17 protein-coding genes and 2 pseudogenes are annotated in these 19,457 nt (G+C 73.0%); 12 read left to right on the top strand and 7 right to left on the bottom strand.

The features are described 5' to 3' along the window. Positions 1 to 54: 54 nt before the first annotated feature. The 4 genes from ACZ7FF_RS17155 to ACZ7FF_RS17140 are packed head-to-tail and all read right to left on the bottom strand — an operon-like array spanning position 55 to position 4,345. A complete protein-coding gene (locus ACZ7FF_RS17155; RefSeq protein WP_470813009.1) occupies positions 55 to 468 on the bottom strand; it encodes a DUF742 domain-containing protein in 414 nt (137 codons plus the stop codon). An 18-nt stretch (positions 469 to 486) separates the two neighbouring features. Next, complete coding sequence (locus ACZ7FF_RS17150) at positions 487 to 924, bottom strand: roadblock/LC7 domain-containing protein (protein WP_470813008.1); 438 nt, start codon at positions 922 to 924, stop codon at positions 487 to 489. Then, positions 921 to 3,524 carry a sensor histidine kinase gene (locus ACZ7FF_RS17145; RefSeq protein WP_470813007.1) on the bottom strand — a complete coding sequence of 868 codons (2,604 nt, stop codon included), beginning with the start codon at positions 3,522 to 3,524 and terminating at the stop codon, positions 921 to 923. The genes ACZ7FF_RS17150 and ACZ7FF_RS17145 overlap by 4 nt, the downstream gene beginning before the upstream one ends. A 47-nt stretch (positions 3,525 to 3,571) precedes the next feature. Continuing rightward, positions 3,572 to 4,345, bottom strand: a complete 774-nt coding sequence (locus ACZ7FF_RS17140; RefSeq protein ID WP_470813006.1) for an MHYT domain-containing protein — start codon at positions 4,343 to 4,345, stop codon at positions 3,572 to 3,574. 152 nt (positions 4,346 to 4,497) lie between these two features. On the opposite strand from ACZ7FF_RS17140, the gene ACZ7FF_RS17135 reads away from it, so the two are divergent. After that, complete coding sequence (locus tag ACZ7FF_RS17135; RefSeq protein WP_470813005.1) at positions 4,498 to 5,097, top strand: class I SAM-dependent methyltransferase; 600 nt, start codon at positions 4,498 to 4,500, stop codon at positions 5,095 to 5,097. A gap of 13 nt (positions 5,098 to 5,110) precedes the next feature. Here the strand turns inward: ACZ7FF_RS17135 and ACZ7FF_RS17130 are convergent. Next, positions 5,111 to 5,733, bottom strand: a pseudogene (locus tag ACZ7FF_RS17130) (alpha/beta fold hydrolase). Here ACZ7FF_RS17130 and ACZ7FF_RS17125 point away from each other — a divergent pair. The 3 genes and pseudogenes from ACZ7FF_RS17125 to ACZ7FF_RS17115 all read left to right on the top strand — a co-directional run. Continuing rightward, positions 5,689 to 5,952, top strand: a pseudogene (locus tag ACZ7FF_RS17125) (PadR family transcriptional regulator); the annotation flags it as partial. The pseudogenes ACZ7FF_RS17130 and ACZ7FF_RS17125 overlap by 45 nt on opposite strands. Positions 5,953 to 6,177: 225 nt before the next feature. Next, positions 6,178 to 6,474 (top strand): hypothetical protein, encoded by a 297-nt coding sequence (locus ACZ7FF_RS17120; protein WP_470813004.1) that lies wholly within the window; start codon positions 6,178 to 6,180, stop codon positions 6,472 to 6,474. Positions 6,475 to 6,614: 140 nt separating this feature from the next. After that, entirely contained in the window at positions 6,615 to 7,469 is an 855-nt protein-coding gene (locus tag ACZ7FF_RS17115; protein WP_470813003.1) for a hypothetical protein, read from the top strand. A 132-nt stretch (positions 7,470 to 7,601) separates the two neighbouring features. On the opposite strand, the gene ACZ7FF_RS17110 is transcribed toward ACZ7FF_RS17115, so the two are convergent. Beyond that, positions 7,602 to 7,784 carry a hypothetical protein gene (locus ACZ7FF_RS17110; protein WP_470813002.1) on the bottom strand — a complete coding sequence of 61 codons (183 nt, stop codon included), beginning with the start codon at positions 7,782 to 7,784 and terminating at the stop codon, positions 7,602 to 7,604. Between the two features lie 384 nt (positions 7,785 to 8,168). Next, complete coding sequence (gene xylA / locus ACZ7FF_RS17105) at positions 8,169 to 9,335, bottom strand: xylose isomerase (protein WP_470813001.1); 1,167 nt, start codon at positions 9,333 to 9,335, stop codon at positions 8,169 to 8,171. 118 nt (positions 9,336 to 9,453) lie between these two features. On the opposite strand from xylA, the gene xylB reads away from it, so the two are divergent. The 8 genes from xylB (at position 9,454) to exaC (ending at position 19,421) form a co-directional block, all read left to right on the top strand. Continuing rightward, entirely contained in the window at positions 9,454 to 10,899 is a 1,446-nt protein-coding gene (gene xylB / locus ACZ7FF_RS17100) for a xylulokinase (RefSeq protein WP_470813000.1), read from the top strand. 39 nt (positions 10,900 to 10,938) lie between these two features. After that, positions 10,939 to 12,147, top strand: a complete 1,209-nt coding sequence (locus ACZ7FF_RS17095; RefSeq protein WP_470812999.1) for an ROK family protein — start codon at positions 10,939 to 10,941, stop codon at positions 12,145 to 12,147. A gap of 53 nt (positions 12,148 to 12,200) precedes the next feature. After that, positions 12,201 to 12,680, top strand: coding sequence for an NUDIX hydrolase (locus ACZ7FF_RS17090; RefSeq protein ID WP_470812998.1), 480 nt, complete (start codon positions 12,201 to 12,203; stop codon positions 12,678 to 12,680). Positions 12,681 to 12,969: 289 nt separating this feature from the next. Continuing rightward, complete coding sequence (locus ACZ7FF_RS17085; protein WP_470812997.1) at positions 12,970 to 14,454, top strand: APC family permease; 1,485 nt, start codon at positions 12,970 to 12,972, stop codon at positions 14,452 to 14,454. Between the two features lie 158 nt (positions 14,455 to 14,612). Continuing rightward, the gene (locus tag ACZ7FF_RS17080) at positions 14,613 to 15,626 is read left to right on the top strand and encodes an acetamidase/formamidase family protein (RefSeq protein ID WP_470812996.1); all 1,014 of its coding nucleotides are present in this window, start codon (positions 14,613 to 14,615) and stop codon (positions 15,624 to 15,626) included. A 161-nt stretch (positions 15,627 to 15,787) separates the two neighbouring features. Further along, the gene (locus ACZ7FF_RS17075) at positions 15,788 to 16,393 is read left to right on the top strand and encodes an N-acetylmuramoyl-L-alanine amidase (protein WP_470813094.1); all 606 of its coding nucleotides are present in this window, start codon (positions 15,788 to 15,790) and stop codon (positions 16,391 to 16,393) included. A 140-nt stretch (positions 16,394 to 16,533) separates the two neighbouring features. Beyond that, on the top strand, positions 16,534 to 17,841 hold the full coding sequence (locus tag ACZ7FF_RS17070) for a GAF domain-containing protein (RefSeq protein WP_470812995.1): 1,308 nt from the start codon (positions 16,534 to 16,536) through the stop codon (positions 17,839 to 17,841). A gap of 56 nt (positions 17,842 to 17,897) precedes the next feature. Continuing rightward, a complete protein-coding gene (gene exaC, locus ACZ7FF_RS17065) occupies positions 17,898 to 19,421 on the top strand; it encodes an acetaldehyde dehydrogenase ExaC (protein WP_470812994.1) in 1,524 nt (507 codons plus the stop codon). Positions 19,422 to 19,457 lie beyond the last annotated feature (36 nt).

Here is a 19,457-nt window from a genome sequence, read left to right as displayed (position 1 = left end):
GGACGTACGGCGGGTACGGAACGTTCATGTGCGGCGCTCGCGCGTCCTGTTCGTCTACAGCGCCCGCAGTCCCTCGATGACCTCGCGCAGAATCCGCTCATCGGGCAGGTGGGCCGGGGGCACGGGCCGGCTGACGGTCACGCGGCCCAGTCCCAGGAGGTCTCCGAGGAGCACCCTGACCACGCCGACGGGGAGGTCGGCGTCCGCGGCGAGTTCCGCGACCGACTGCGTCTCCGTACGGCACAGATCGATCAGGGTGCGGTGTTCGGGGCCCAACCCGGTGTCGTCGTCGAACGCCGGTGCGGCGGGGTCGAGGGTGACCAGCGCGATCAGTTCGAGGCGCACGCCCGTGGAGCCCGGCTGGGTACGTCCGCCCGTCACGGCGTACGGGCGGACCAGCGGCCCGGCCTCTCCGTCGTACCACTGGCTGCCCGGCTCCCGCGGGCTGCCCTTCGGGTCCTGGTCCATCCGTGCCGCCTCCCCGGCTCAACCTGCGGCGGGCGGCTGTGCCGCGAGACGCGGCGCGGTGCGGAGGTGCTCGCCGACCCGCTTGACGAGCCGCGCCATCTCGTAGGCGACGAGACCGATGTCCGCGGTGACGGCGGTGAGCACGGCCAGGCAGGATCCCTCGCCGGCGGCGGCCACGAAGAGGAACGCGTCGTCCATCTCGACCATGGTCTGGCGGACGCCGCCCGCTCCGAAGTGCCGCCCCGCCCCTTTGGCCAGGCTGTTGAAGCCGGAGGCGACGGCGGCGAGGTGCTCGGCGTCCTCGCGCCGAAGGCCGCTGGACGCGCCGACGGCCAGGCCGTCGTTGGAAAGCACGACGGCGTGCCGCACCTCCCCCACGCTCATCACCAGGTCGTCGAGCAGCCAGTCCAGTTCGCCGGACCGCCGGCCGGCCCTCGGGTTCGGGTCCTGGATCATGCCGGGTCTCCTTCAGTGCTTTCACGGTCCGTGCCGGGCCCGGGTGCGGCTCCGCGTCCGGGCTGCCTGCCGCCGCCGCGCACCCAGCCGTCGCGGTAGGCCGCCATGCGGTCCCGTACGAGTTCGGGCGTGCGCCGGTCGTCGCGCTGTGGTGCCGGTGCCGCCGTGGGCTCCTCGGGGCGCTGGTGCCGGAGTTGTGGGGCGAGGCTCGCCTGGCGCACTCGGCGCGGGAGGTCCTCGGAGAGGGCCTCGGAGTCGTTCGGCGGGCGGTGCGACCTCAAGGTGGTGACTCCGTGGGGCGGTGGCTCGTGTGCGGTGCGCCGGGGATTCGGCTCGTCCGGGGGGTCGTGCGGGACGGGGGCGCCGGTGGGAGGGACGGGGGCGCCGGTGTGCACGACGGGGGTGGTGGAGTGCGCGACGGGGGTGGTGGCCGCCAGGGCGGGCCGGTCCGGTGGTGCGGCGACGGCCTCCTGGTGCGGGGTCGCCTCGGGCACGCGCGCGTAGGCGGGTTCCGGCCGGTCGGGGCGAGCTTGCCCGCCGCGGTCGTGGAAACGTTCCGCCGGACTGCTGTGCAGCAGGGCGGTCGGCACCAGGACGACGGCCGTGGTGCCTCCGTAGGGGGAGGTCCGCAGGTGGACCTTGATGCCGTGCCGGGCGGCGAGCCTGCTGACCACGAAGAGTCCGAGGCGGTCGCTGTCGAACAGGTCCAGGGTTTCGGACTGTTCGATGCGCCGGTTGGCCTCCGCGAGGGTCTCGGCGCCCATGCCGAGTCCGCGGTCCTCGATCTCGAGGGCGTAGCCGTTGCCGACGGGTTCGCCGGTGACCCGCACGCGCGTGTGGGGCGGTGAGAACTGGGCCGCGTTCTCGACGAGTTCCGCGAGCAGGTGGGTGAGGTCGGCGACCGCGGCGCCGATGACGTGTGTCTCGGGGAGCTGGCGCACCTCCACGCGCGCGTAGTCCTCGACCTCCGACACGGCGGCCCTGGCGACGTTGGTCAGGGAGACCGGCATGCGCCAGGCGCGGCCGGGAGCCGCACCGGAGAGGATGATCAGGCTCTCGGCGTGACGTCGCATGCGGGTGGTGAGGTGGTCCAGACGGAACAGGTCGCTCAGTTCGTCGGGGTCGTCGGAGCGCCGTTCCATGCTGTCCAGGAGACTCAGCTGGCGGTGCACGAGCACCTGGCTGCGGCGGGCGAGATTGACGAAGACACCGGAGATGCCGCCGGCGAGTTCGGCTCGCTCCACGGCCGCGGTCAGGGCGGCTCGGTGCACGGTGGTCAGGGCCTCTGCGACCTGCCCGGCCTCGTCCTCCGCGGGTGGTCCGGCCGGGGCCTCGGCCTGGATGTCGATCTCCTCGCCCGCCCGCAGTCTCCGCATGGCCTCCGGGAGTTTGCGGCGCGCGATCTCCAGGGCGTCGTTGCGCAGGCTCACGAGTTCCACCACCAGCGCGCGTCCGATCCGGACGGAGATGACGAGTGAGGCGGCCACGGCGGCGAGACCGAAGAGCACGGCGGCGCCAGCGGGGCTGAACGCGCCGTGGGTGACCGGGTCCGCGCTGCCGGCCACGGCTCGGCCCGCGTCGGTCGCGATGGCCCGCATTCCGTCCTGCACGCGCGCGTGGGCGGCGTTCCAGGCGGCCTGCGGTGCCGCGTCGGCCGGCTTCGTTCGCGGCCCGGAGCGGAGAACCCCGTCCTCTGCGGCGACCAGGGCGGTGTAGGAGCCGCTGTCGGCGAGGTGGCCCCAGTCGGCACGCTGGGTGCCGGGCAGGTCGGCGACGGCCGTGTCGGTGAGGGTACGGCGTGCGTCCACGGCGGCTCCGAACAGCCGCAGCCGGTCGCCCTGCAGCGATCCCGCCGCCCGCGCTCCGCTCAGGACGGCGTCCTCCTGGGCGAGCGCCTCGGCGGCCCGGGAGAATTCGAGGAGCACGCGCGCGTGCGGGCCGACGTCGGACTGCTGGATGCCGGTGAGGGCGCCGTCCACGGCGAAGGCCGCCCCGATGATCTTCGTGTACTGCGCGAACGCCTCGTCCCAGCCGGTCGTGTGGTCGAGCACTGCGGTGCGCAGTGAGCGCAGGTGCTCGGCGCCGGTGACGAACGCGCTGAGGCGTCCGGAGACGCCCCCGGGCAGTTCCTCGCCGTCGGCGACCGTGCTGTCGCCGAGCCGCAGCCGGTCCACGGCGCGGTCGGTGCGAGCCGCCAGGCCCTGGAGGTCGTTGCCGTCCGTCGCGCCCGGGGCGCCGGCGTAGCGCACGGCCGCGGTGCGCTCGGCCTGGAGAGCGGCGACGGCGGCGGCCACCGGGGTGCGCAGATCGGCGTCGACCTGCTGGGACAGGCGCAGCCCGGCGATGTCCTGGGCGGTGCTGACAGTGGCGTACGCCCACAGGGCGAGCAGGGAGACGACGGGGACCATGAGCAGGCTGACGACCTTGGCGCGTACGGTCCGTGGCCGCAGACGCCGGCTCTTCACGCGCGCGCGAGCTTGGTCCGGGCCGGTTCCTCCCGGGAGGCGGGTGTCCTCCTCGGCGGGTGGCCCGGCGTGCGCGCGGCGGCCGCGCGGGGGGCGCCCCGGGGCGGCGTTCTCGGTGGTTCGGGGTGGGCGCATGGCCTCCTCGCTCGGGACGTGGGTCGGGGGCGCTCGGGCGGCTCCCGCTAGCGGGCGGCGCTCTCGACGGGCCGCTGGGCGGAAACGGACGCCTGGCGCTCGTCCGCCGTGGGCGAGAGGGCGACGAAGGCCGCGGTGATGAAGAGGTAGGACCCGAGACCGACGGCGAGGGGGAAGATGAACTGCATCGCCGTGGCCCCGGGCAGGACCTGGGGGGACGGGTGCACCCGCACGCTCACCGCGAACATCCCGGTGTAGTGCATGCTGCTGACGGCCGCCCCCATGACGAGAGAGGCTGCGGTCACCGCGCGCGGCGACCTGATGTTGAGTCCGGCCCACAGGGCCGCGGTCGCCGCCACCACGGCGATCAGCACCGACACCGCGACGAGGACGGGGTCGTATCCGACGTCGCCGTGCAGCCGGACGGCCGCCATGCCCAGGTAGTGCATGCTGGCGACGCCCACACCGGTGGCGAGTCCGCCGAGCACGAGGGCGCGGTTGCGGTCCCGGCTGTAGCCGACGACGAAGACGCCGGCGCAGACCACGCACACGGCGACGAGCAGGCTGAGGATGGTCAGCGGCACGTCGTAGCGGATGTCGGTGCCGCTGACGCGGAAGCCGAGCATGGCCACGAAGTGCATGGTCCAAATACCCGTCCCGATCGCGGAGGCGGCGGTGACGAGCCAGTTGCGGCGCGAGCGGCCGGTGGTGGCGAGCGCGCGGACGGTGCAACGCAGTCCGAGTGCGGCGCCTGTGCAGGCCATGACGTACGACAGCACGGGGGTCAGCCAGCCGAAAGCGGCGTGGTCCAGGTGTCCCATGGCCCCGGGACGCTAGCCGGGGCGGGGGCGCACAAGGGGGGCGCATTTCGAAAGGTGTTGGAATATGACACAGCGATGCGACGGAACGATCGCATCCGGCTCGAACGTGCGCACAGAGGCATCCCTCGTGACGGTGAGGAATCATGCGGAACATGAGCGACGACCACACACACGTCCAGGAGTTCTTTGCCGCCCGGGCCGCCGACTGGGACAACAGGTTCCCGGACGACGCTCCCGCGTTCGCGGCCGCCGTCGCCGCACTCGGGCTGCGAGCGGGTGACCGCGTATTGGACGCTGGCTGCGGAACAGGCCGCGCCCTGCCGCCGCTACGGGTCGCCGTGGGCCCCTCAGGGGTGGTGCTGGGCGCCGACCTGACCCCGGCGATGCTCGCGGCCGCCGTACGGGCGGGCAGGGCGCGTGAAGGGCTGCTGCTGCTCGCCGACGTGGCCGCGCTCCCGCTGCGCCCGGCATCCCTCGACGCCGTGTTCGCCGCCGGCCTGATCGCTCACCTGCCGCACCCGGTGGACAACCTGCGGGAGCTGGCCCGGGTGGTACGGCCGGGCGGGGCGCTCGCGCTGTTCCACCCCATCGGCCGCGCGGCCCTCGCCGCGCGCCAGGGACGGCAGCTCACGCCCGAGGATCTGCGGGCCGAGCCCAACCTCCGGCCGCTGCTCGCCCGTTCGGGGTGGCGCATGACGTCGTACACCGACGAGGACGCCCGCTTCCTCGCGCTCGCCGTGCGCGAGAGCTGAGGGCCGGGGAGGGTCAGACCCGTCCGGCGACGGCGGCCGCGAAGGCGTCGAGGGTGTCGAACATGACGTTGTGCCCGGCGTCTCGCACCGTCAGCACCCGCACCCCGGCGGCTTCCAGCCGCTCCCTGCCCGCGAGTTCACCGCTCCGCCCGCCCTGAGGTAGACGCGGTCGACGTCCAGGCCCTCCAGGACCGTGCGCATCACGGGGTCGGATCCCCGTCTCAGGGCGACGGCGCTGCGGTGCAGTGCGCGCGGGTCTGCCAGCCGCATGGTGGCCGCCCAGAGCGGACCGACGTTCTCCAGCACGCGCGCGTACTCGTTCTCGACGAACTCGTCCTCTCCGTGGGCGGCGATTCTGCTGCTGCCGGCGGTCCACGGCGGGGAGGCGTCCAGGTTGGCCTCGGCGAGGACCAGCCGGGAGACGAGGTCGGGCCGTCGGCGCGCGAGCACGATGGCGACCGCGCCGCCCATGCTGTGCGCGATCAGCTCCGCACGCGCGACTCCCGCCTCGTCCAGCGCCGCCGCGACCGCTTCGGCGTGCTCCTCCAGCGTGTATCCGAAGTGCCGGGGCCGGTCGCTGATGCCGTGTCCACCGACGAGAACCAGTGGTTCACCCTGCTGGCGTTCCTGCGGCATCTCAGGAACCCAGCGGCCCAGGCCGTCGTGCTGCGCCGCCGGCTGGCGTTCCTCGAGGAACCGGCGAGCTTCTTCTACGACGGCGACCGGCCGCTCGCCGCCGAGGAACTCAACGACCCGTTCCGGCGCGGGATCCTCACCATCGCGCGTGCCACGAGCCGGGCCGAACTCACCTGGCTGCGCGACACCCTCGCCTCACTCGAGGGGGCCGACCGCTGAGACGAACCGGTGCCACACCGGGCGACCGCGCGGCACTGGAAGCGGCACTGGAGCCGGCCAGACCCGATGTGGCCGCCCGTATGCCCCCGCTCGACGGATCCGCTTCAGCCCTCGACGCTCTTCACCGCGTCGTCCCTCTTCTGCTGTCGAAGCTCCAACTCTACGTTGAGTGGAAGTAGATGAGCGATCGGCAACAACCCCGTACCTGGGGAGGAGGGTGGTCCCGTGTTCGACACGATCCGCGCATACGCCGCCAGACTCCGCACCTCCACGCCCGCACAGCCGGCGGGCGCTCGACAGAGGCGCGCACACAACTTGTTCGAAGCGGCGGCCGTCTATGTGGCGGCCCGGGTGGAGGACGACCAGGACGGCGCCGACGAGGCCGCGGCCTGGGTGTCGCCGGAGGCGCTGTCGTTCGGCGTGAGCGAACTGGCCTGCCGGGCGGTCGTCACGCTGGCCCGGGAGCGGGGCGAGTCGCCGGGTGCGGTGGCCCGGGATCTCCTCGGCCTGCCCGCCGCGTGAGGAAGTCCCGTGGAGACTGTGGCCGTTTCGCCCCCGTCCAGGTGGAAACCTGCAGGTCCGCGTGGTGTGCGGAGTCGTGACAAGGGCCTTCCCGCCGCACTAGGGTGCGCGCCGATGGACGAACCACTGGGGAGGCAGGGATGGCCGGGCCGGACGATGAGGCCGTCGCCGCCGCGGACGATGCGCTGTATGTGCTGACGGCGGTACTGATGACGCCGGCGCAGTTCCCGAGCGTGCTGGGCGACGACTACCCGGAGGCGTGCGCGACGCTGGGGCTCGCCCCCCTCGCCGACGGGTACGGCCTGGTGCTGGGGCAGGACGGGGACGGCGCGCGCTGGACGGTCGTCATCGACGACGTCTCGCTGGTCGCCGTGGCGATCGCGTCCTGGGACTGCGGCATGGAGTACGAGCTGTCGCCGGACGAGCGCGCCGTCGTGACCGCCCTGCCGGGCTGGCCCCTGGCCGTGGCCGTCGCGGCACCCGGCGTCCCGGCCCCGCACGACCCCGGGCCCGACGCGGCGGACCGTCCCCCGCTGAGCCCCCCGGACACCAGCACCTGGGGTCCGGCCCAGCGCCGTCTCGGCGCCGACGAGATCGCCCTGCAGTGGACGGCGTGGCGGCAGCAGATCAACGACGACGAGTTCGCCAGGCCGGGCGACCGCACCCAGGCCGCCGAACCCTCCCCGGAACGCGCCGAGGTGGGTACGGGGAGCGCGCCGAAGGGCGGACACCGGGGCGTCAGGCGGGTGCTCGCTGAAGCGCGCGCCTATGTCGACTCGCCGCCGCCGCTCGGCCGTGTGCGCTCCTCGTTCGCCCCCGGCGACGCCCGCACGCTGCGCGCCGACGGCCCGGGCTGGTCGATCGTGGCCCGCACCGACGACATCGCGTTCGTCCTGCTCGACGACGAGCCGGGCGAGGTGCTGCCGATCGGCCGCGGCCCCGAGCTGCCGGGGCTGCTGGAGGCGCTCGACAAGATGGCCGTACGGCCCATCTGAGCCGATCCGCGCCCGCCCGTCGGGGGCCGTGCCTCCGCGGAGGCACGGCCTCCGACGGCTCCGCGGCTCCCTACGAGGCCCCGGCGGCGTGCCAGGCCGGGCGCGGTGATCGACGGCCCGCCCGCCGTCGCCTCAGCGGCCGACTTCCTTGCGGCTGATCCGGCGGAGCCTGCGCCGCTGCGAGGGGTCCAGCGTCAGGTACGCGGCCACGGGAACCCCCACGACGATCAGGAACGTCACCCACCAGGGCAGCCATATCAGCAGGATCAGACCGACCGCCACGCCCCCTGCGGCGATCTTCGCGTTCTTGGACATGAGCGTCGCCTCCTTCGCGGCCACTGCCGCTCTCTGCACTGAAAACGGCTTCCCGCTCGCCGCGGTTCCGGGCCTCGCCCCTGAGACATCCCTGAGGCACGCCCCCTAATGGTCCGACGACCCAACGTCGGACCACCCATCGATCGACCGGCTTCCGTCGAACAGATTGTGAAGCGGAAGAGGTCACGGCGCCAGCGTTGCGAAGCCCTCTCCGCCGAGTGCGTCCCGCGACGGCACGAGGCCGGGCAGGCATGACCCGCCGCGGGGTGAGGCGCGGCGGGGTGAGGCGCGGCGGGGTGAGGCGCAGGACGCTGTGAAAGGACCGGGGGTGGCACGAGCTCGTGCCACCCCCGGTCCTTTCACAGCGTCCTGCGCGCGTGGACGTCAGCCTCGCGCCCCCAGCAGGTGGTCCATCGCCAGCTGGTCGAGCTGCTCGAACGCCATGCCACGTGCGGCGGCCGCCTCCACGTCGAAGTTCTCGAACGCCGTGCGGTCGGCGAGCAGGGCCTGGAGGCCGTCGCCCGCGGTCGGCCGGGCCAGCTGGTCCAGACGCGCGGCGCGCAGCGCCTCCTGCACCTCCGGGTCGGCCCGGAAGGCTGCGGCACGCTCCTTGAGGATCAGGTAGTTGCGCATGCAGCCGGCCGCCGACGCCCACACACCGTCGAAGTCCTCGGTCCGCGGCGGCTTGAAGTCGAAGTGCCGCGGTCCTTCGTAGCCGGCGGTCTCCAGGAGGTCGACCAGCCAGAACGCAGCCCGCAGGTCGCCCGCGCCGAACCGCAGGTCCTGGTCGTACTTGATGCCGGACTGGCCGTTGAGGTCGATGTGGAAGAGCTTGCCCGCCCACAGGGCCTGAGCGATGCCGTGCGGGAAGTTCAGGCCGGCCATCTGCTCGTGACCGACCTCCGGGTTGACGCCGTACAGCTCGGGCCGCTCCAGGCGCTCGATGAACGCCAGGGCGTGGCCGACGGTGGGCAGCAGGATGTCGCCGCGGGGCTCGTTGGGCTTGGGCTCGATGGCGAAGCGGAGGTCGTAGCCCTGCTCGGTGACGTACTCGCCGAGCAGGTCGAAGGCCTCCTTCATGCGGTCCAGGGCGACGCGCACGTCCTTGGCCGCACCGGACTCGGCGCCTTCACGGCCGCCCCAGGCGACATACGTCCGGGCGCCGAGCTCGGCCGCCAGGTCGATGTTGCGGATCGTCTTACGCAGCGCGTAGCGGCGGACGTCCCGGTCGTTGGCGGTGAAGGCGCCGTCCTTGAAGACGGGGTGCGTGAAGAGGTTCGTGGTGGCCATCGGGACCGTCATGCCGGTGGCGTCCAGGGCCTGGCGGAACCGCTTGATGTGCGACTCGCGCTCGGTGTCCGAGGAGCCGAAGGGGATCAGGTCGTCGTCGTGGAAGGTCACTCCGTGGGCGCCGAGCTCGGCCAGGCGCTGCACCGACTCGACCGGGTCGAGGGCACGGCGGGTGGCGTCGCCGAACGGGTCCCTCCCCTGCCAGCCGACGGTCCACAGGCCGAAGGTGAACCTGTCGTCGGGGGTGGGCTGGTAGCTCATGCGGTGGCTCCTCAGTGCGTTCGACTATTTCGTCATGGCCGTTTACAAATTAGTATGCGGGCGCACGCCTGGGAAGAGACAAGATGACTTTTGAGAGCCGCGGAGCAGGGAGAGTCCGATGTCAGCAGCCGAGGGTCCGCTCGTCGTCGGCGTGGACACGTCCACCCAATCCACGAAGGCCCTGGTCGTCGACGCGGCCACCGGGCAGGTGGTGGCGAGCGGCCAGGCGCCGCACAGCGTCACCTCCGGCGCGGGCCGGGAGAGCGACCCGCGCCAGTGGTGGGACGCCCTGTGCGAGGCGCTGCGCCAGTGCGGCGACGCCGCCCACGAAGCGGCCGCCGTGTCGATCGGCGGCCAGCAGCACGGCCTGGTGACGCTCGACGAGCACGGCGAGCCGGTGCGCCCGGCGCTGCTCTGGAACGACGTCCGCTCGGCGCCGCAGGCCCGCCGGCTGGTGGAGGAGCTCGGCGGTCCGAAGGGCTGGGCGGAGCGGACCGGGAGCGTGCCCGGCGCCTCGTTCACGGTCACGAAGTGGGCGTGGCTGGCCGAGCACGAGCCCGAGGCGGTCCGCGCGACCAGGGCGGTGCGGCTCCCCCACGACTACCTCACGGAGCGCCTGACCGGGCAGGGCACCACCGACCGCGGCGATGCCTCCGGCACCGGCTGGTGGGCCTCCGGCACGGAGCGGTACGACGACGAGACGCTCGCGCACATCGGGCTCGACCCCGCGCTGCTGCCCCGGGTGGTGCGGCCGGGCGAAGTCGCCGGAACCGTGCGCGACAGCCATGACCTGCCGTTCTCCAAGGGCACGCTGGTGGCCCCCGGCACCGGCGACAACGCTGCCGCCGCCATGGGCCTAGGACTGCGGCCGGGCACCCCGGTGCTGAGCCTCGGCACGTCCGGCACGGTGTACGCGGTCTCCCGGCACCGCCCGGCCGATCCGACCGGCACGGTGGCGGGCTTCGCCGACGCGCACGGGGACTGGCTGCCCCTGGCCTGCACCCTGAACTGCACGCTCGCCGTGGACCGTGTCGCCGCCCTGCTGGGCCTGGACCGCGAGGCCGTGGCGCCCGGCGGCTCGGTGACCCTGCTGCCGTACCTGGACGGCGAGCGCACCCCGAACCTCCCGCACGCCTCCGGGCTGCTGCACGGTCTGCGCCACGACACCACCGGGGGCCAGCTGCTGCAGGCCGCGTACGACGGCGCGGTGCACGCGCTGCTCGGCGCCCTCGACCTGGTCCTCGACGAGGACGCGGACCGCTCGAGCCCCCTGCTGCTGATCGGTGGCGGCGCGCGGGGCACGGCCTGGCAGCAGACCGTGCGCCGGCTGTCGGGGCGTCCTGTCCAGGTACCCGAGGCGCGGGAACTGGTCGCCCTGGGCGCGGCGGCCCAGGCGGCCGGGCTGCTGAGCGGCGAGGACCCGGCGGCCGTGGCCCGCCGCTGGAACACGGCCGCGGGCCCGGTACTGGAGGCCGTGCGACGGGACGAGGAGACACTGGCCCGGATCAGCGGGGTACTCTCCGACGCGGCCCCACTGCTGGAGCGGGGGACGGACGCCCGCTGAGCCGCACGGCCCAGCCCCGGACCAGGAATCGACGGAGGCATGACCGCACCGCTGCACGAGGCCCGTCCACCGGGCGCGGGCCGGCCACTGCCGGACACCCAGCAGGGCATGCGCCGGCGCAACCTCGCCCGGGTGATGCACGCCGTCAGCGCCGAGGGTTCGCTGTCGCGGGCCGCGGTGGCCTCGCGCATAGGGCTGACGCGGGCGGCGGTGTCGACCCTGGTGGACGAGCTGATCCGCTCCGGACTGCTGGAGGAACTGGGCCCCGAGCGGCCCGGCCGGGTGGGCCGACCCGGATCGGCACTGGCGGTGAGTGGCCGTGGCCCCGCCGGTATCGGCGCGGAGATCGGCGTCGACCACCTCGCCGTGTGCGCGGTCGACCTGCGCGGCGCGGTCCGCGCGCGTGCCGTACGGCACGGCGGCAACCGGGGCCGCGCGCCCGAACCGGTGATCGAGGAGCTGACGGCGCTGGTGCGCCGGGTCGTCGCGGAGGCCGAGCGGGAGGAACTGTGGCCCGCGGGGCTCGCCGTCGCGGTGCCCGGCCTGGTAGCGAGGGACGGTCGTACGGTCGTACGCGCCCCCAACCTCGACTGGCGCGACACCGACCTCGGCGCCCTGCTGCCCGGCGGATGGCCGCTGACCGTGGGCAACGAGGCCAACTTCGGTGCCCTCGCCGAGTTGTGGCTCGGCAAGGGCACCCCGCCCGACTTCCTGCACGTGTCGGCCGAGATCGGCATCGGCGCCGCGGTCGTCGTCGCCGGACAGCTCCTGCACGGGACCAGGGGGTTCGCGGGCGAGCTGGGCCATGTACCCGTGCGGCCCGACGGGCCCGCCTGCCCGTGCGGTGGCCGTGGCTGCCTGGAGCAGTACGCGGGCGAGGAGGCGGTGCTCCGCGCGGCGGGCCTGGAACCGCGGGAGGACCTGGTCGGTCTGCTCGCGGAACGCGCCGAGGACGGCGACGAGGCCGTACGAGCGGCGCTGCGCGACGCCGGTAAGGCGCTCGGCATAGCCCTGACCGGAGCGGTGAACCTGCTCGACCCCGAGACCGTGGTCCTGGGCGGTGCCCTGGCAGGGCTCTCGCCCTGGCTGCTGCCCACCCTGGAAGCGGAGTTGACGGGCCGCACCGCCGGTCCGGCCTGTCCGGTGACGGTGTCCCGGCTGGGCCCCGAGGGCCCCCTGCTCGGCGCCGCGCACTCGGTCGTCCGGGCGGTACTGGACGATCCGGCGGCGGTGGCGGAACGATCCTGACGGCACTTCTCGCGCCGATCCGTGAACCGGGGGGAGACCGGATGACCGACTAGGTGCCGCGTGCGGACTGGATCAGGACTCAACCCCGGGCGCTGCTCGCCTCGTGCGTGATCATGCTGGACGAGCGGGATCGCGTCCTGCTGCTCCGCTACGGCCCGGGCGGTCCCGTCGCCGGACCATGGTGGCTGCCCGGCGGGATGCTGGATCACGGCGAGGATCCCTGGACGGCCGCGCGCCGGGAGATGCGCGAGGAGACCGGCATCGAGATCGGCCCGGTGCCCGCGCTGCTCGGAGTGGACCACCGAGTGGACGTGCTCGGCACCGGACCGGTCCTCGACTGCTTCTTCCACGGCGGCACCCTGGCCCGCGACGCCCGTGTGCGGCTCAGCGCGGAGCACGACCGTCACGGCCTGTTCGCGCCCGATGAACTGGACGGGCTGCCCCTCGCCGCGAAACGCGGCACGCTGACCGCGCTGTGCGCGGCGGCCAGGAACGGCAGTGCGGTGTACCTGCGGGAGGGCGAACCGCTCTGACGGGGCGGAGCCCCTTGCCGGGCCCGCCGTCGCCGCTGACCGGAAGGGGGCGGGGACCCCGGCCGCCCCGCCGGAGAGACCGGTCTTCGCCCGAATGGGTGGCCGAGTTGTCCACAGGCCTCCGTTTGTCCCCGGAAGTGCGGCGCACCCTTCTGCCCAACCCGCCCGCGCCGTACCGTGATTCGCACGAGACGGGACTGCCGGGCCGTCAGATCCGGCACACCGTCCGCGCGATGAAAGGGACACACGCACGTCGGACGGCAGTGGACTGACACGTATCGGGGGACGCATGCACGGGGAGACGACCGGGCTCTTGCGCCGCGACGCCATCGGGCTTCGCGAGGTCCTGTTCCAGAGCATCACGGCGATGGCGCCGGCCGCCGCGGTGGCCGCGTCGATTCCGTCCGGCGCCGCCTTCGCGGGCGGCAGCCTGCCGCTGGCGGTGCTGGTAGCCCTGGTGGCATGCCTCTTCACCGCCTCATGCGTCGCGGAACTCGCGCGGGAGCTGCCCGCGGCCGGCTCGGTCGCCACCTACACGGCCCGCGGACTGCACCCGGCAGTCGGCTTCCTGGTCGGCTGGGGCTACGTCTTCGTGGAGATGCTGGTCCCCCCGTTGCTGCTCCTGCAGCTGGGCTTCACGGTGGCGGGCACCCTGCACGACGAATGGTCCTCGTACCCGGTGGATCTGTGGTGGCCGTGGTCCCTGGCGGGCACCGTGGTGATCGCCGTCGCCGGATACCTCGGCGTCCGCGCCTCGGCCCGCTTCGGCACGGTGCTCGGCGTCTTCGAGGTTCTCGTCCTCCTGGTGTTCGCCGTGCTGCTCATCGCCAAGGCCGGTGGCGCCAACACCCTGTCGGTCTTCGGCACTTCCCACACCGCGCACGGGTACGGCGGAGTCGGTGGCGTGTTCGCGGGGTCCGTGTACACCGTGCTGGCGTTCGCCGGGTTCGAGGCGGCGGCACCGCTCGCCGAGGAGACGCGTGAACCTCATCGGACGATGCATCGCGCGGTCCTCGGCGCCGCCCTCGGCATCGGCCTGTTCTATGTGATCACCACCTATGCCATGACCGTCTACTTCGGCCCCGACCGCTTCGCCGGGTTCGGAGCGTCGGGCAAGGCGTCCTGGGAGGGAGTCGCCCGGGCCTCGTTCGGCCTCTTCTGGGTGCTGGTGTTCCTCGCGGTGGTCAACTCCACCATCGCCAACGCCAACGCCTGCGCGAACGTGTCGACCCGCACGGCCTTCGCCCTGGCCCGCATCCGGGTCCTGCCCCGGCTGCTCGCCACGCTCCATCCCCGGCACCGCTCCCCCGTGGCGGGCATCGCGGTGCAGACCGTCGTGGCGGTCGCCGCCGTGCTGGGACTGGGTTTCGGCTACGACCCGCAGACCGCCTTCCTGCTCCTCGCCACGGTAATCGTCACCGTCGTCATCGGCGTCTACATCGTGGTGAACCTCGCCTGCGCCGGCTACTTCCTGCGGGCCGGACGGGACGCCTTCAAGCCCGTACGGCATCTGCTGTTCCCGGTGCTGGGAATCGCGGCCTTCGTGCCCGCGCTGCTGACGGCCGCCGGGCTCCCGGTGTTCGACTTCGTGACCGAGCTGACCCCGCCGGTGTCCTACGCGGGCCCCGTCGTCGGCGTCTGGATGGCGGCGGGCGTGGTCGTGCTCATCCTGCTGATGCGCCGTCACCCGGCGCGAATAGCGGAGACCGCGCGGGTGCACGTCGACGAGTACGACCCCGCCCATCACCGCCAGGACGGAACCGTGCCCCGCTGACCCGCGACCGCACCCGGAACGGCGCGGCTCCGCGGGACCCGAACGGCCCCACCCCACGACCCCGGCCCACGTATTACACGTACAGGACCACCCGGGCAGTCCGGCCACCGCACCACCCGTGCTCGAAGACCGCCCCGCCAGAAGGGACCCATGTCACGATGACCGACCCCCGGATCCTCACCGTGCGCCCGGAGCCGGACCAGTACGCCTGGACGTTCGGCGGGGCGGCGCCCCTGGCGCGGATCGCGCCCGGCACGGTGCTCGACCTGTACACGGAGGACTGCTTCGCCGGCCGGGTCCGCTCCGAGAAGGACCTGGTGTCCGAGGTGTGCGAGTTCCCGTTCCTCAACCCCCAGACCGGCCCCTTCCACATCGAGGGGGCCGAACCCGGCGACACCGTGGCCGTGCACTTCGTCTCGGTCGAACCGGCCCGTGACTGGGCCGCGTCCACGACGGTCCCCCTCTTCGGCGCGCTCACCTCCACGCATGCCACGGCCACCCTCCAGCCGCCGCTGCCGGAGCGGGTGTGGATCTGGCAACTCGACCTCGCACGGCGCACCGCACTCTTCCAGGCACGGGACAGCGACATCGAGGTGGAGCTGCCCCTCGACCCGATGCACGGCACGGTGGGCGTGGCGCCCGCCGGTCTCGAAGTCCGCTCGGCGCTGGTCCCGGACGCGCACGGCGGGAACATGGACACCCCGGAGATGCGGGCGGGGGTCACCTGCTACCTCGGGGTGAACGTCGAGGGCGCCCTGCTCAGCCTCGGCGACGGGCATGCCCGTCAGGGGGAGGGCGAGACCTGCGGGGTGGCCGTGGAGTGCGCGATGAACACCGTGGTGATCGTGGACCTCCTCAAGGACGTGGCCACCCCCTGGCCCCGGATCGAGTCGGACACGCACATCGTCTCGACCGGCTCGGCCCGCCCGTTGGAGGACGCGTTCCGGATATCGCAGCTGGACATCGTGCAGTGGCTGGTGCGCGACTACGGGTTCAGTGAGCTGGACGCGTACCAATTCGCAACCCAGGCCGTCGAATCGCCGTTGGCCAACGTGTGCGACGCGAACTACACGTGCGTGGCCAAGCTCCGCAAGGAGTGGCTGCCCGCCCGGGAGACCTACCGCGGTGTGCACGCCCGGCTGCGGGAGACCGCACGGGCCCTGCGCCACTGACGGCTCCGCGGGCCCTGCGCCACCGACACCTCCCGCACCGCCGACGCCTCCCCCGCAGCTGACGCCTTCTCCACCCCCGACGCCTCCAGCGCACCGTCCGGAGCCCCCCACTTCCCGACTCCGCGACTCCCCCGCATCAGAAAGGCATCCCGCCCATGGACATGGACCTGAACCAGGCGAAGCCGCGCCTCAGCAGACGGCGGCTCCTGAAGGGCGCGGCCCTCGCCGCCGTACCGTACGCGCTGCTCACCGACCCGAGTGCCCGTGCGCAGACCGCTTCCGTCGACTACCCGCCCGCCGAGTGGCAGCCGGCGAGCGCCTCCAACTACACGTCGGCCGGCCGGCCCGCCGAGTACACCGTGGATCGCGTGATCATCCACGTGACGCAGGAGACGTACGGCAACACGCTGTCCATCTTCGCGAACCCGCAGAAGAAGGTGTCCGCGCACTATCTGGTCCGTTCGGTGGACGGGCACGTCGCCCAGTGCGTGCACGAGGCCGACATCGCCTGGCACGCCGGCAACTGGGGCTACAACACCCGCAGCATCGGCATCGAGCACGAGGGCTGGGTGGACCGGCCCGCCTACTTCACCAACGCGCTCTACGAGCAGTCGGCGCAGCTCACGGCGGCGATCTGCGACAAGTACGACATCGCCAAGGACAGGGAGCACATCATCGGCCACTATCAGGTGCCCGGCACCGACCACACCGACCCGGGCCCGGGCTGGGACTGGGTCCGCTACATCAGAATGGTCAATTTCGCCTGACGCAGGGCCGGCGACGTCGAACCGGTTGTCCGCGCGGACACGGCGCGTGACGATGGACCCGGCCATGGCACCGCCCATCGCCGGAGCATCACCGCCGTATCAGCGCGCATCACCGACCTGCCCCCTCGGAGGAGGCCGAGTTGACCGATCCGTGGGTGGCCCTGGAGCCCGGGGCCGACCCCGCCGAGCACGTCCGGGCGCTGCGCCGGGCGCACGAGACGTTCACCACGGCGGGTACGGTGCCGCGACCGGTGCGGTCGGTGGTGGCGGAGTCGTGGCGGCGCAGCGCTCGGGCCGGGGTCGGCCCGGACGGCACCGCGAGCGTGGAGCTGACCGAGGGCGACCTCGGCGCCTATCGGGCGGAGCATCCGCTCGCCCGGGTGATGCCGCTGTTCCGGGAGCTGATGGGCACGTTCGCCGCGGACGGCGAGCACCTGCTCGCCGTGTGCGACACGCACGGCAGGCTGCTGTGGGTGGAGGGGCATCCGGCGACCAGGCGCCTGGCGGACGGGATGAACTTCGTTCCGGGTGCGCGCTGGTCGGAGACGGCGGTGGGCACCAACGCTCCGGGGACCGCGGTCGCCGTGGACCGGCCGGTGCAGGTGTTCGCGGCCGAGCACTTCATACGGCGGGTGCAGCCGTGGACGTGCGCGGCCGCCCCGGTGCACGATCCGCGCACCGGCCGGGTTCTGGGCGCCGTCGACATCACCGGCGGGGACGGGTTGGCCCACCCGCACAGCCTCGGCTTCGTGCAGGCGGTGGCGCGGGCCGCCGAGGCCCAGCTCGCGCTGCTCGCCCCTCCCCAGCGTGCCGCGGACACGGCGTTCCTGAGCGTGCTCGGGCGGGACGAGGCCGAGCTCGTCCTGGCGGGGCGGCGGATCAGGCTCAGCCGTCGGCACAGCGAGATCGTCCTGCTGCTGTCCCGGCATCCCGAGGGGCTGACCGGTGACGAGCTGCTGTGCGCGCTGTACGCCGACGAGTCGGTGACCCCCGTGACGCTGCGGGCAGAACTGGCCCGGCTGCGCAGGCTGCTGGGTCCGGGCCTGCTCGCCTCCCGGCCGTACCGGCTGACGGCCGCGGTCGAGTCGGACGCGACGGTGGTGGAGCGGCGGCTGGAGTCGGGCGGGCTCACCGTGGCGGCGGAGGCGTACACCGGCCCGCCGCTGCCCGGTTCGCGGGCCCCGGCGATCGTCCGGCTGCGGGAGCGTCTCGCCGAGGAGCTGCGGACGGCGCTGATCGCGCACCGCGACCCCGACCTGCTGGCGCACTGGGCGCACGCGCCATGGGGCGAGGACGACGTCGAGGTGTGGCGGGCGCTCGCCGCGGTGCGTCCCACAGCCCCCGCACGGGCCCGGCTGGCCGCGCTGGAGGCCGAGTTGGCGGCACCGGCCGGCCGGGCGGTGCCCCGGACCTGCAGCGCAACGTGGTTGCAACGTCGGCCCGTCTAGCCTCTCGCCGAATGCTGCCCAAGGGCGGGCAGCGCTGCACCGGGAGGCAGACCAGCATGACTCGTTACGCGGCGCCGGGAACCGAGGGCGCGATCGTCTCCTACCAGGCGCGCTATGACCACTTCATCGGTGGCGAGTACGTGCCGCCGGCGCGCGGGCAGTACTTCGAGAACCCGTCGCCGGTCAACGGGCAGCCGTTCACCGAGATCGCGCGCGGCACCGCGGAGGACGTCGAGCGGGCGCTGGACGCGGCGCACGAGGCCGCTCCCGGGTGGGGACGTACGTCGGTGACGGAGCGCTCCGACATCCTGCTGAAGATCGCCGACCGCATGGCGGCCAACCTGGAGGCGCTCGCGGTCGCGGAGAGCTGGGAGAACGGCAAGCCGGTGCGGGAGACGCTGGCGGCCGACATCCCGCTGGCGATCGACCACTTCCGCTACTTCGCGGGGGCGATCCGGGCGCAGGAGGGGTCGCTGGGCGAGATCGACGACGACACGGTGGCGTACCACTTCCACGAGCCGCTCGGGGTCGTCGCGCAGATCATCCCGTGGAACTTCCCGATCCTGATGGCGACCTGGAAGCTGGCGCCCGCGCTGGCGGCGGGGAACGCGGTCGTCATCAAGCCCGCCGAGCAGACCCCGGCCTCCATCCACTTCTGGATGAGCCTGATCGCGGACCTGCTGCCGCCGGGCGTGGTGAACATCGTCAACGGCTTCGGGGTGGAGGCCGGCAAGCCGCTGGCGTCCAGCCCCCGGGTGGCGAAGGTGGCGTTCACCGGGGAGACCACGACCGGGCGGCTGATCATGCAGTACGCCTCGGAGAACATCAAGCCGGTCACCCTCGAACTCGGCGGCAAGTCGCCGAACATCTTCTTCGACGACGTCTGGGCGCACGACGACGACTTCCGGGACAAGGCGCTCGAAGGCTTCACGATGTTCGCGCTCAACCAGGGCGAGGTGTGCACCTGCCCGTCCCGTGCGCTGGTCCAGCGCGGCCACTACGCCGAGTTCCTGCAGGCGGCGGTCGAGCGCACCCGGGCGATCAAGCCGGGGCACCCCCTCGACACCGACACGATGATCGGCGCGCAGGCGTCCAACGACCAGTTGGAGAAGATCCTCTCCTACTTCGACATCGGCCGGCAGGAGGGCGCGAAGGTCCTCACGGGTGGTGAGCGCATCGAGTACGACGGCGAACTGAAGGGCGGCTACTACGTCCAGCCCACCATCTTCGAGGGCGACAACCGCATGCGGATCTTCCAGGAGGAGATCTTCGGCCCCGTGGTCTCGGTGGCGTCCTTCGACGACTTCGACGACGCCATCAAGATCGCCAACGACACGCTGTACGGGCTCGGCGCGGGCGTGTGGACGCGGGACATCAACAACGCCTACCGCGCGGGCCGCGCCATCCAGGCGGGCCGTGTGTGGACCAACTGCTACCACGCGTACCCCGCGCACGCAGCGTTCGGCGGCTACAAGCAGTCCGGCATCGGCCGCGAGACCCACAAGATGATGCTGGAGCACTACCAGCAGACGAAGAACATTCTTTGTTCATACAGCCCTAAGAAACTTGGCTTCTTCTAGAGCCTGAAGTCGGGTTGCCTGGAGGCATCGTTGGAC

Source organism: Streptomyces sp. NPDC037126, from assembly GCF_055605965.1.
The sequence above is the reverse complement of the archived record's forward strand: the minus strand, read 5'-3'. Positions and strand labels throughout refer to the sequence as shown.